This window comes from Zooshikella sp. RANM57, from assembly GCF_050749885.1.
Taxonomy (GTDB): domain Bacteria; phylum Pseudomonadota; class Gammaproteobacteria; order Pseudomonadales; family Zooshikellaceae; genus Zooshikella.
In genome coordinates, this window is record NZ_JBOIUB010000001.1 from 427274 (window position 1) to 439849 (window position 12576).

A 12576-nucleotide genomic window follows, 5' to 3' on the forward strand; every position below is an offset into this window, starting at 1 on the left:
ACGTAAATTGATCATTAGGAGTAATACGATGAAGCCTGCACCCGTTAAAGAAATGATTTCATTTGACGATTTTGAAAAGCTTGATATTCGAGTTGGGACGATTACGGCTGTTGAGCCTGTCGCTGATTCTAAAAAACTCATGAAATTGACTGTGGATTTTGGTGATCATGTTCGTTCGATATTAGCAGGCATTAAGCAGGAGCGAGAAAATCCTTATGAGATTCAAGGTAAGCAAGCACTCTTTGTGGTTAATTTACCTGAACGAAAAATGGCCGGAGAAATTTCACAAGGGATGTTATTTGATATTGGGTATAGTGATGGGATTACGCCTTGTTTGGCAGTTCCTGAGATTTTAGTTCCGAATGGCTCACGGGCAGGCTAAGGGTATCTTTGTTCTCAACGGGCTATAAGTAGTAGAGACCAGGGAGGGCCTTAATTAATGAGTGTGAATGTACCATCACGGTTTAATGGTCTGAGTGATATTTGATGTATATTAGAGAAGTTGTAGATAATGATTGGCGACACATTGAAGCGATTCAAGCTCAATCTTACTATGAAATAAAGCCTGAAGCGCTCAGTGTGCTAAAAAGTAAATGTCGTGTATCACCTCAAACATGTAAGGTATGTATCCGTAGGGAAGCTGTTATGGGGTATTTATTAGCACATCCTTGGCCTCGTCTGGTGCCTCCAAAACTTCATGAAGAAATTAAATGTATTGAGGAAGCATGCTCACGAATATATCTACATGACTTGGCGGTAGCTCAACAGGCAAGACATGAAGGGGTTGCTCGTCGTTTAATGGAGGATTTCTTGGCAACAGTATCAGTGTACAACTATCAGGAGATTATATTAGTTTCTGTCCAACAGAGTGAGGTATTTTGGTCAAAATATGGATTTAAGAAAGTTGATTATGTTGATATATGCCATAGCTATGGTCCTAATGGGCAGTTAATGATAAAAATGATGTCATAAAAAAGTTAGGAGTTGCTAGTGCTCTTTGAAAATGGCAACCATGGAAATGGTATTAACAGGTCTATAGAAAATACTGAAAATATAATGGCGAGTAATTTAAGCGTAGTTGGAAAGCATATATGCCAAATAAATTAAAAAATAAGTGCCATACTTTTTTTATGGTCACCATGCTGTATCTGCGGCAGAAGATTATTTAGCGATGAGTGAGTGGTGTAAGCAGCACAATATTCAACATGATATCTATGGAGAGGGTGAGTTAATAGAAAAATTAGAAAATAAAGTTGCTGACTTACTTGGCTTTGAAAAAGGGTTATTTGTTATAACCGGGACGTTAAATCAAACGACCCTCTTACAGCTAGCGTGTAACCAACGCAAGCTTGATACTGTAGCAATGCATCACTCTGCGCATATTTTAAAGCATGAACAGCAAGGTTACCAATTTCAAAAACGGTTTAAATGCTTGATATGCCGTATGAAATGTTATGTCGATCTTTAAGCCTGCTCTCAGAGGAAATAAGCTTGGTTATTTCCAAATAAAACATAATTGACTGTTATTGATAAAAAAACTACCTGTCTTTCTCGCTAGATCTAATAAAAGACAGGTAGTTACGCTTAGTGAAGTTTTTTATGTACTGTTTTAATACTTTGTAATAGGTTATTGCGTTAGTGTCATTTCATACACCGCAAAGCCAATATCATCTTTCCCTACCGGTTTCATAGGATATTGACTATGTTGCTTGATAAATGTCGCTGCTTTAGGATCTGCTGAAGTTTCAACCAGGATCTTTAATGGAGTTTTGCTGTTAATAGGTTTAAAAGACCAGTTGTTGTCAGAGGTAGGGGTTACTTTACCCTTTAGCTTGGTTTGCTGCTGAATATAGTTAGCAAGCACCTGGCGGTTTTCGTCTGGCGCAGCAAAAGCAATGAATTTTTCTCCGGTACCAGGAAATGCACCACTATAAGCGCGGTAGTTGTTGGTGGCCAGGAGGAAGGGCTGATCATCAGTGATTGCTTTTCCTTGATAGGTCAGGTTATGAATACGTTGGGCTTTTGCATTTTTAAGCTGACAGCTTGCGTCATATTTAGTGGGTTGTGTTACATCGATTTGATATTTTACGCCATCAATGACATCAAAATTATAGGTTCTAAAATTATCCCAGTTAATCAGGTGTTGCGCGTTCTTTTGGTTTGGATTAATTTGATTGAACTGTCCAGCGGCACATTCAAGCCAGGCTTTAATGTGCTTTCCTGTTACTTTAAGCGCAACAAGGGTATTAGGATATAAATACAGATCTGCAGCATTGCGATAGGTTAAGGTGCCTTTAGCAACTTCTGTAAAGTTGCTGGGATCATTTTTACGACCACCTACTTTAAAGGGTGCTGCCGCAGATAATACAGGAATTTCAGCTAAGTCTGGATCTCCCTGAATAAAACGTTCGACGTAGGCTTTTTGGGCATCATTTACGATTTGTATAGATGGATCATCCTGGAAAAGGGCAAGGTAACTATAGATATCATCACTGGATTGCCCAATAGGTTGATTCACAAACTTCAACGTGGCTTGATGATCTTCTGCAAGCAACTGGGTTAAGGCTGGGTCAGGTTTAACTTGTTTAGTTTTGTCTTCATTAAATATACCCCTGACTGAGCCTTGTTTGTGGGTAATATGCCACTTTTTATCCTTTTGCGTTAAAGTGAGATCAACGATACCAATATGATCTGCCCAACGCCCTGGCATCACGGCGGGAATACCGTTGATGGTGCCTTGTTTAATATCTGCGCCTGGGATGCTACTAAATTGTTTTGAAGGAAAAACCGCATGGGCATGGCCAAAGAGAATAGCATCAATGCCTGTTACTTGGCTTAAATAGTACACGGAATTTTCAGCCATCGTTTTATAGGGGGCTGCACTTAATCCGGAATGGGGTATTGCAATAATGATATCTGCCCCTGCCTGCTTCATTTTTGGGACGAGTTGCTCAGCGGTTTTTTTGATATCTGTGGTAACAACTTTGCCTGTCAGGTTACGCTTATCCCATTGCATGATTTGTGGAGGGACAAAACCAATGTAACCGATATTGAGGGTATGTTGTTGTCCGTCTTTATCTGTAACAGGTGTTGGCTTAATTATGTATTGCTGAAAATAAGGCTTACCAGGTTTACCTTTACCATTGTCATGAAAAACATTAGCACAGACATAGGGAAATTTAGCGTCATTAATGCTCTCTTTAAGAAATGGCAGGCCGTAGTTAAATTCATGATTACCAATATTACCCACATCATACTGCAGTTGGTTCATGGCTTTATAAGCGGGGTGAAGCTGTCCTTTTTGGATGCCGCGTGAGGCAATATAGTCGCCTAAAGGACTGCCCTGTAAAAGATCTCCATTATCGACTAATACACTGTTGTTTGCTTCTTTACGAGCTTGTTTGATCAATGTTGCTGCTCGCGTTAAGCCAATTTTTGGACTGGGTTTGCCTTTATAATAATCAAAGTCCATTAAGTTGGCATGAATATCCGTTGTTTCGATTATACGAAGCTTAATGGTTGCTTCTGGGGTACTACTGAAACTACTTGAGCTAATAGTAAGTGCAACAATGGACATAACCGCTTTTATATGAATACTCATTTATTGCTCACTTAAGTAAGGTTGTATCCAAAGGGTGTGTGACATGCCATGAGGGCATTACGTGAGAACGCTCCTCAACTGAGTCTGAGGTTGTTTTCACACCACCTTGAATTGTTTTGTCATGTGTAGTCTTGAAGCCTTATCAAACCATAGGCCTTGAAAAAAAAGCAAGGCGTATTCGACCTTATATTCACTGTTTTTAATCAATTCATTTTAATGAAGAATTAATATGGTGTTGGGATATACATTCTTGATGCTAGACAAGGTAGGTTTACAGTGACCATCTATACTTTAACTTCTGAGTCATTCGCGTAATTACCCTACATTGGGGGTATACCTTGAGAGGTACCATATCCTTATAAACATATTGTCTGAGATGGAGTAATGGTCCTTGAAGGGCGAGCTGACGTAAGCATGATAGATGATTATTCGGGTAAGAGGTTAATTGATGAAGACAGTAACATTGACCACAAAGGATTCCATGATTACCAGTGATCAAGGTGTTTTTCAGGGATGGACTCAATTTATTGATCATTTAGCGATCAACAGCCCTGCAGGTGCTACTTTAGTCGATCGATTGTCAGGTTCTCATGGGTTTACCATGCCACTGATTCATCGACACAGTTGGCTTGTGGTAACGCCACGGGGTGAACGATTTGTTGTTAAACGCGCAAATGAAGATCATTAATCTGATTATTGTGTGGGCTTTATTTGTGGTGAGTTCTTGTTAATAAAACAATACAGTTGTCTATACAAAGTAAGTAATTATTGGGCCATTTTGTCCAACATAGCTTACACTATCTCTCGAGAGAGGGTAGATTAGACAACTGTTGTGAGAGACAGCCGTTAATAGTTATTTGTAGTCTGTTCTATTACCTTCCTGATAAATAACCACTTTTTTCGTTTACGTTTAGCTTTCCTTACCAAAATATAATGTCCTAATCATCATTCGACAGTATATTTTTATAGTATTAATCAGTTAACCAATTCGTTTTTTCTTTCAGACTTTTCAGTCGTTTAATGTGATAATTTTTGGTGCGTCGGTGCTATTGGAGCACTATTAATAGGCAAATTATTTGATAATCTGGAGAGTCATTTTTTTATTTGAAAAAATATTGCATTTATGAATCTCATTGTAATATATTGGAGCTGTAAACATGGAAAAGTTTACTTTAACTAAACTATAACTGCCTCAAGGGCGTAAGAAATTCCATAAATTAATAATTAAATCTGCAAAATATTAGGCAGGGAGTGTCTTAAAAATATAAAGGTAGCAGGAAGCTATCAAACAAATAGATTGACTATTATCTGAGTGATTAGGGGCTATCAATGACGAAAACATTATGTGCTTTTGTGTCTATTTCTATAGGCTGTTTGTCGGGGGGCGTATTAGCTGAAGAAGTATTAGGGATAGCACCAAAGACAAATCGCATAATTATTAAATATAAGCAATCCACCTCAAAAAAACATACAGGTCCAATGTCTGCTCCTGCTGTTAATGCGCAACCTCGCATGTTGGCAACCGCTGCTGGAGAAAAGCTTAACCAGCTCAAAAAAATAGATAAGAATAAAGTCATTTATACACTTGATGAGCAGATGGATGTAGCAAAAGTCGAAGCGATTGCTGCCTCATTAGGCAACGATAGCCGTATAGAATATGCTGAGCCTGATTATATGATGACGATTCAGCAAACGCATCCGAATGATCCTCGGTATTCAGAACAGTGGAGTTATCATAGTAATGATGAAGTCACGGGTGGTATGAATTTACCTAATGCCTGGTCGATTACTCAAGGCAGTGAAGATGTGGTAGTCGCTGTGGTGGATACAGGCATTCGATATCATGAAGACTTAATGGATAATATTGTCCCAGGATATGATTTTATTTCAGACGAATTTGTCGCTAATGATGGCGATGGGCGAGACGATAACCCGCTCGATTCTGGTGACTTTACTCGACAAGGCGATTGTGGTTACTCAAATGGTCAACCTATGCCGTCAAGAGACGAAACAAGCTCATGGCATGGCACCCATGTCGCCGGTACGATAGCTGCTGTAAGTAATAATGGTATTGGGGTTGCTGGTGTGGCTTGGAAGAGTAAGATTTTACCGGTGAGAGTTTTAGGTCGCTGTGGTGGTTATACCAGTGATATTGTGGAAGGTATGCGTTGGGCTGCTGGCTTGCATGTTGATGGTGTTCCTGCCAATAAATACCCTGCACAAGTGGTGAATTTAAGTTTAGGGGGAGAATCACCATGTGGTCGTGTTTATCAGGAAGCCATTGAAGATATCACTGAAAAAGGCACAACAGTCGTGGTTGCTGCGGGCAATGAAGGCGTACGCATCAATAGTCGTAATGCATCGCCGGCTAACTGCTCAGGTGTAATTACGGTTGCGGCTAATAATATGAGTGGGGAACGTTCATACTACTCAAATTATGGTGATTATGTTGATATTGCCGCACCGGGTGGTGAAACCAGAGTGAAGAAGTTTGATAGCATGTCCGGTGACTACACGTGGCAAAAACGCCCTGAAGGTGGCATTTTATCAACATTAAATGCAGGGCAATCTTATCCTGGAAGTGATAATTATGACTACTACCAAGGAACCAGTATGGCGACCCCTCATGTCGCTGGATTAGTCGCATTAATGTATGCTGTTAATCCAACAATTAAGCCCAGTACTGTTCGCTCCATTTTAAGAAGCACTGCGAGAAAAACTGATTGTGATGAGTGTGGCGCTGGTGTTGTAGATGCTTATAAAGCCGTTAAGAAAGCTAAGCTTTACTACTGGTAAATAATAGAAGGCTTTAAGTTTAAAAGATAAAAAAAGGTCAAGCATTGCTTGACCTTTTTTTATTTCCTCAATTAATGCGTAAATTAGAATTTGTATTAGGGTTTTTTAACCGGTTCGTAGCTGTAATTAGTTTCATTTTTGGTTAAGAACATGGGTTTATAACCCAGTTTATCCCGATAAATAACCTGATAAGCAAGTACGTTTTGTACATATTTGCGCGTTTCATTAAAGGGAATCACCTCTACCCATACATCATGAGGTAATTTGCGATGGCGCTTCAGCCACTGATTAACTCGATGAGGTCCTGCGTTATAAGCGGCAGTGGCGAGAATACGATTACCATTAAATTGCTTATAAAGCTCTGCAAGATAAGCACTACCTAATTTAATGTTTGTTTCTGGTTTTAAGAGTTGCTTGGTACTTTGATAGGGAATGCTGTTTTTGCGTGCAACATAACGGGCAGTTGCAGGCATAAGTTGCATAAGACCCATCGCCCCTGCATGAGATCGAGCTTTATACATAAAAGCACTTTCTTGCCGAGTAATGGCAAACACCCAGCTACTATCAAGATCTTGGGCACGACTATTTTTCAAGATGGGCTTTTTATACGCTACAGGAAAGCGAAGATTCAAGTCATCCCAATACTCTGCACGTGCTGTACTGATAATGGAAGGAAAATACCAGTTCCAGCTCATTGCAATTTCAGCCGCGGCAAGTAATTCTTCACGATTCATTTGGCTGGCCATGTGATACCACTCACGTCGTGCAGGCCATAGATCTTCCATTTGGAAAAATTCTTGAGCGCGTTGAATAGCAGGTAATTGTTTAACGTGGCTCATTGTTGTCGTTGAAACAGGATAGGGTTTATGTTGTAAGGCATAACTTCGATTCATACGATCTGCCGCGAGGAAACCATAAAAATCCCGCTCACTATCTGCCAGTTTTCGGTAAATGGCATGTGCTTTATCGCGCATGGCTTGAGATGGATTGTTGGCTTCAATTGCCCGAGCATACCAGTATTGCCAGCGACCGGTTTGCCGTTCCTCTTTTGGAAAAGCCTGTGTCCATTTGGTAATGCTGGCCCAGTCTAATTGACGTAAGGCTTGACGTAATCGCCAGGTAATTAAATCCGTTTCCTGGTGTTCTGCCAGGACGCGATCAACCCATTCTCGGTGTTTTTTTGAGTATTTGCGCATGATGTGGGAAGCCAGTTTGGTTTCCACATAAGCTTGCTGTTTCTTTGTAAACCGGTGCTGTTTTTGGTAGGTGTTCCAGAGTGAGAGAGAGGTACTCGGTTTAGTGTTGGCTAGGCGCACAAGACCTGTACTAATAATGTCACCCATACGAGTACTTTTTGCCGCATAACTTGCTGTTTTCTTCAATCGTTTGGGCTGGTGATAGGTATTGAAATAAAGGTTGCCCAGTGCACGTTGCGATTTTGGAAGGTAGCGAATAAGGTAGCGACCTAATGTACCTTGGTTTTCTGCATAGGCTAAGACCATTCGCTGCCAGACTAAATCGGGCGTGAGTTTATTTGCCGCTCGCCAGTGGTCAAGTAATGGGTCACAACTATTAGGAAGAGATTTGCCTGTTAACCATAGTTGTTGAGCACCAGCATAGGCAGCTTGGTTATTACCTGTTTGCAATTGTGCATAATGAAAGCTGCACTGCAGGTCTTTTGACTTATTATCCTTTGGAAAGTGTTTAAGCAGTGTTTGCCACTGTTTTTTACTCGCTAAGGATTGTAACCATTTATGCTCTATTTTTGAGGTGAGTGGAAAATCCTGATAGGTATTCACAAACTTGGCAATAGTACTATCACTCTTTGAAGATAGGCCACGATTTAACTGATAGTACTCAAGGTAAGGGTAAAGGGGATAGTGATTCAGCTTACTTTTTAAGGTGCTAAATTGCTTGTTATTATTAGCACGATAGGCTTTTATTGCCTGTTTATAGTAATTACGTTCTTTGCTATAGGAGGTATTAGCGCTGGCAGAAGCGGTGTTGGTAGTCATTGCCAGTGTCATGCAGGCGGAGAGGGGCAGCAAGAACCCGACGCGCAACACCTGAGTGAAGGGGATGGGCTTGAGTAAAAAATTAATAGGCATCATGGATTTGCTGTCTTGGTTAGATTTTGTTTAAAAGGACTATGTCAAAAATAGTATCTATGTACAGATAATAATAGTCGTCTTGGAGTTCCGTTGATAACATTTGTCTCAGTCAATTATGTGGTATGTTGATAAATCACTCTGTGACTTTGCACATTTGTTTTTGTTAGGGCGCTAAGGTCCAGCATAACCACTTCTATACTACAGATTGAATGTGCATACATGTCATAATGAAGTCATCGATATTGCTTTGGTCAATTAATTGAGTAGGCACTTTAACGTTTTATACAACGTTTTTGAGCTATTGCTGGTTAACTATCATTATTTTGTTGAATTGTTGCAGGACATGAACCTAATGTGCAGTAGGTTGATAAATAAGATGTTTTTACTGTGATTTGCATCTCATTTGTTGGCCGATTTTATTATGTGTTCTGCTAAGTTGCTGTGAAGAAAGAGGTTGTAATCCTTTATGCCAATTATGCGCTTTGATGATGTTTCTCTCGCGTTTGGTGCAATGCCGTTATTAGATCAGGTCAGTTTTCAAGTTGATAGTGGTGAGCGCATTTGTTTTATTGGGCGAAATGGGGTGGGCAAATCCAGTCTGTTGAAAGTAGTTGAGGGGCTATTGGATATTGACGGTGGCTCTATATGGCGTCAGCCTGAATTACGTATTAGTGCGCTTCCTCAAGAGTTACCCCAAGCTGATGATAAAACCGTTTATCAAGTGGTGGCTGAAGGTTTGGCTGAAGTGGGTGAACTCTTAACTCATTATCATCAGCTGACTCATCAGGCAAACAATGAAGCCAGCCTGCAAACATTAGCCCATGTCCAGTCTGCCTTAGAGCAAAAAGATGGTTGGCGCTTAAATCAGCGAATTGAAACCATGATTAAGCGACTGAACTTGCCTGAAGATAAAACCATGGCTGAGTTATCAGGGGGGTGGCGTAGACGTGTTATTCTGGCCCAGGCCCTGGTCAGTGAGCCTGAGCTGTTACTGTTAGATGAGCCTACCAACCATTTGGATATCGCTGCCATTGAATGGTTAGAGCAGCAGTTGGCTGAGTTTAAAGGTGCCGTATTATTCATTACCCATGACCGCTCTTTTTTACAGAAGGTGGCAACCCGAATCATTGAACTGGATAGAGGATTAATCACCAGCTGGAGTGGTGATTACACTAGCTTTTTAGAGCATAAAGCGCATCAGCTTGAAGTGGAAGCAAGTCATAATGCAGAGTTTGATAAAAAGCTCGCGCAGGAAGAAGCCTGGATTAGACAGGGGATTAAAGCGCGGCGTACTCGAAATGAAGGTCGCGTGCGAGCGTTACAGGCACTTCGTAAAGAACGCGCACAGCGTCGAGAGGTCCAAGGTAAGGCAAAACTGCAATTAGATAAAGCAGAGCAGTCGGGCAAACTGGTCGTTGAGGCTGAGCATATTTGTCATGGCTATGACGGAACCACACTGATTAATGATTTCTCATGCCGGCTGCTACGAGGTGACCGAATCGGTTTAATTGGACCCAATGGCGTCGGTAAAAGTACGCTGTTACGTTTACTGCTAGGGCAGGAAAAGCCTCTGTCAGGCACGATCAAACATGGTACCAAACTGGAGGTGGCTTATTTTGATCAGTTACGGTTGCAGCTGGATGAAGAAAAAACGGTATTAGACAACGTCGCTGATGGTCGCGATAGCATCGAAATTGGTGGTAAATCACGGCATATCATGAGTTATTTACAGGATTTTCTGTTTACGCCTGAGCGAATTCGTACCCCGGTCAAAGCATTGTCGGGAGGGGAGCGTAATCGATTACTATTAGCTCGTATGTTTAGTAAGCCAGCCAATATGCTGGTTATGGACGAGCCAACCAATGACTTGGATGTTGAAACACTTGAGCTTTTGGAAGAAGCACTACTGGACTTTAATGGTACGTTACTCTTAGTCAGCCACGACAGAACCTTTTTAGATAATGTAGTGACATCAACCTTTGTATTTGAAGGGAATGGACAGGTCAATGAGTACGTTGGTGGTTATCAGGACTGGATTCGACAAGGCGGTGCATTTAAAGACCTTGTGGCAGCAGCTCAGCCAGAAGAAACCCAGCAGAGTACAAATCAAACGCCAGTAAAATCAGGGGAAAACCTTAAGCAAGATAAAGCTGAAAGTGAGGCAAAGCGTTCACGAAAAAAACTTAGCTATAAATTACAGCGTGAATTAGAGCAACTACCTGAGGAAATTGAAGATCTGGAGCAACAGCAAAATATCCTTGAGCAGCAAGTTAATGCGCCAGATTTTTACCAGCAGGAGCAAGCACTGGTGCAATCCACATTGCACCAGCTGACACAGTTACAACAACAAATTGAAGATAAACTTGAGCGTTGGACTGAGTTAGAAGCGATGCAATCGGATTAATTACACACTAAAATGAGCGATATCCCTAACAATGGGGATCGCTCATGATCCCTTAAAATAAATGATTTATTTACCGACCCGAACAGCCAGTACATCACATTGCGCACCATGAAGAATACCCGTAGAGGTTGAACCCAGTATCAGTGCCAAGCCATGTCGTCCATGGCTACCGACAACAATCAGATCAATATTTCGTTCTTCTGCAATACGGTGTATTTCTTTCTCAGGACGACCATAAACAACATGTTGATGACCTTCATTATTAAGGCGTTTAGCTAATTCGCTGATGCGTTGCCGTGCCTGTTGTGCGATTTCCTCTTGTAAAGTGGTTAAGTCCAGTGGAATATCACTGCCATAAGCAACACTTAATGGTTCAACCACATGAACCAAGGTAATATCAGCATTATGGTCTTTGGCAATCTCCTGGGCTCGTTGTAATACAATATCGGCTTCTTCTGTTAAATCCACTGCCACAAGAATATGTTTGTAACGACTCATCAAAGTGACTCCTTGATATTTTATGTGATTTATTAACAGGGTTTTTTTATGTGTCCTTGCGCCCTGGAAAACACATTACCCATAACGTGTTGTCTATAACATACGGCTAACTAAGTTGAAGTGCCATTAAGTCTATCGTAACGGGATTGTAGGAAAAATTTATGACGTATCTCATTATCTTGCTGGGTGTATTAGCGATTGTAGGGTCGCTAATGTGGATATTACCTTCTCCCGCTGATCGAAAACGGATGGTGCTTCGCCAATTAGCCATAGCAAAAGGAGTAGAAGTACGTCAAACGCTTTATAAAGATAGAAAGGGAAAACCAATTACCTGCATTGGTTATACTTGTCGTATAACACGTCCAAAGGGCAACGTTGAAATAATTATTCAGCATGAACCAGATACGCCTCAGCCTTGGGTTGGCTGGCCAGAGGAAAGTGGTGATAACCGCTTACAGCCTCACTGGGCAACGTTACAGAAAATGGTTGAGTCACTGCCTGATGATGTTGTGCAAGTTTCAATTACGTCAGCTTATGTCTCTGTTTTATGGTTGGAAAAAGGAACGGAGGACGCGCTCAACAACATTGTGACATTTTTACACCAAATCAAAGAGTGGTTAGAGCCTTCCCGTTAAGCCAGTGAAAATGCTCCTTTACTTATTTGGGATACTAGTTTGTACAACAGTTGTCACTAAAATGTCATGATGGTTGGATTGTTTTACCAGTAAGGTGATTAGTCTGCTTAAACCTTTTTCTCATTGATCATCATATTGCAACTGCAAGGACGCTAGGGTTAGGGAGTAGTTATTTCACACTATAAAACAACAAGTATTTTAACGGTGTGTTAACAATACTTTTCTTCGTTCAGTAACAAAGATGTTCCAGAAAGTTATTAGCGTGACTTAATGGTCGAACGACTTTTGATTTAAGGGTTATTGACAAACTGTCTGTTTTTAACGAAGGTTGCTATCTATAATTAAACAAACGTATGAATTATTATAGCTTACTCAATTTGTAGAACTATAAATTTGTAGAACTATAAGCCGGTGGCACCGGCAGACTGTGTACCTTATGACAAACATGCTTTCTCATTGCACCTGCCTTTGGCTAGCGATTACCTCAGTGAATGTCACTAGGCCACACAGTTTTTGATCGGAACACAAGCT

At 40.9% G+C, this 12576-nt stretch carries 10 protein-coding genes; 7 read left to right on the forward strand and 3 right to left on the reverse strand.

The genetic code is table 11. From position 1 onward, the window contains the following. Positions 1–28: 28 nt before the first annotated feature. The 3 genes from ACQ96U_RS01495 to ACQ96U_RS01505 all read left to right on the forward strand — a co-directional run bounded on the left by ACQ96U_RS01495 (position 29) and on the right by ACQ96U_RS01505 (position 1468). Positions 29–382 carry a hypothetical protein gene (locus ACQ96U_RS01495; protein WP_431719455.1) on the forward strand — a complete coding sequence of 118 codons (354 nt, stop codon included), beginning with the start codon at positions 29–31 and terminating at the stop codon, positions 380–382. A 104-nt stretch (positions 383–486) separates the two neighbouring features. Next, the gene (locus tag ACQ96U_RS01500) at positions 487–972 is read left to right on the forward strand and encodes a GNAT family N-acetyltransferase (protein ID WP_431719456.1); all 486 of its coding nucleotides are present in this window, start codon (positions 487–489) and stop codon (positions 970–972) included. Positions 973–1114: 142 nt separating this feature from the next. Beyond that, positions 1115–1468: a beta-eliminating lyase-related protein gene (locus ACQ96U_RS01505; protein WP_431719457.1), complete on the forward strand. Its 354-nt coding sequence runs from the start codon at positions 1115–1117 to the stop codon at positions 1466–1468. 159 nt (positions 1469–1627) lie between these two features. Here ACQ96U_RS01505 and ACQ96U_RS01510 read toward each other — a convergent pair whose 3' ends face one another. After that, positions 1628–3601 carry a bifunctional 2',3'-cyclic-nucleotide 2'-phosphodiesterase/3'-nucleotidase gene (locus tag ACQ96U_RS01510; protein WP_431719458.1) on the reverse strand — a complete coding sequence of 658 codons (1974 nt, stop codon included), beginning with the start codon at positions 3599–3601 and terminating at the stop codon, positions 1628–1630. Positions 3602–4049: 448 nt separating this feature from the next. Between ACQ96U_RS01510 and ACQ96U_RS01515 the strand changes: the two genes are divergently transcribed. Continuing rightward, the gene (locus ACQ96U_RS01515; protein ID WP_431719459.1) at positions 4050–4289 is read left to right on the forward strand and encodes a hypothetical protein; all 240 of its coding nucleotides are present in this window, start codon (positions 4050–4052) and stop codon (positions 4287–4289) included. 641 nt (positions 4290–4930) lie between these two features. Continuing rightward, a complete protein-coding gene (locus tag ACQ96U_RS01520) occupies positions 4931–6397 on the forward strand; it encodes a S8 family peptidase (protein ID WP_431719460.1) in 1467 nt (488 codons plus the stop codon). Positions 6398–6492: 95 nt separating this feature from the next. Here the strand turns inward: ACQ96U_RS01520 and ACQ96U_RS01525 are convergent, their stop codons facing one another. Next, positions 6493–8412: a transglycosylase SLT domain-containing protein gene (locus ACQ96U_RS01525; protein WP_431719461.1), complete on the reverse strand. Its 1920-nt coding sequence runs from the start codon at positions 8410–8412 to the stop codon at positions 6493–6495. Positions 8413–8974: 562 nt separating this feature from the next. Here ACQ96U_RS01525 and uup point away from each other — a divergent pair. Then, a complete protein-coding gene (gene uup, locus ACQ96U_RS01530) occupies positions 8975–10912 on the forward strand; it encodes an ATP-binding cassette ATPase Uup (RefSeq protein WP_431719462.1) in 1938 nt (645 codons plus the stop codon). A 66-nt stretch (positions 10913–10978) separates the two neighbouring features. On the opposite strand, the gene ACQ96U_RS01535 is transcribed toward uup, so the two are convergent. Continuing rightward, positions 10979–11410 (reverse strand): universal stress protein, encoded by a 432-nt coding sequence (locus ACQ96U_RS01535; protein ID WP_431719463.1) that lies wholly within the window; start codon positions 11408–11410, stop codon positions 10979–10981. Positions 11411–11571: 161 nt separating this feature from the next. Here ACQ96U_RS01535 and ACQ96U_RS01540 point away from each other — a divergent pair, with 161 nt between their 5' ends. Further along, positions 11572–12045, forward strand: a complete 474-nt coding sequence (locus ACQ96U_RS01540) for a hypothetical protein (RefSeq protein ID WP_431719464.1) — start codon at positions 11572–11574, stop codon at positions 12043–12045. Positions 12046–12576 lie beyond the last annotated feature (531 nt).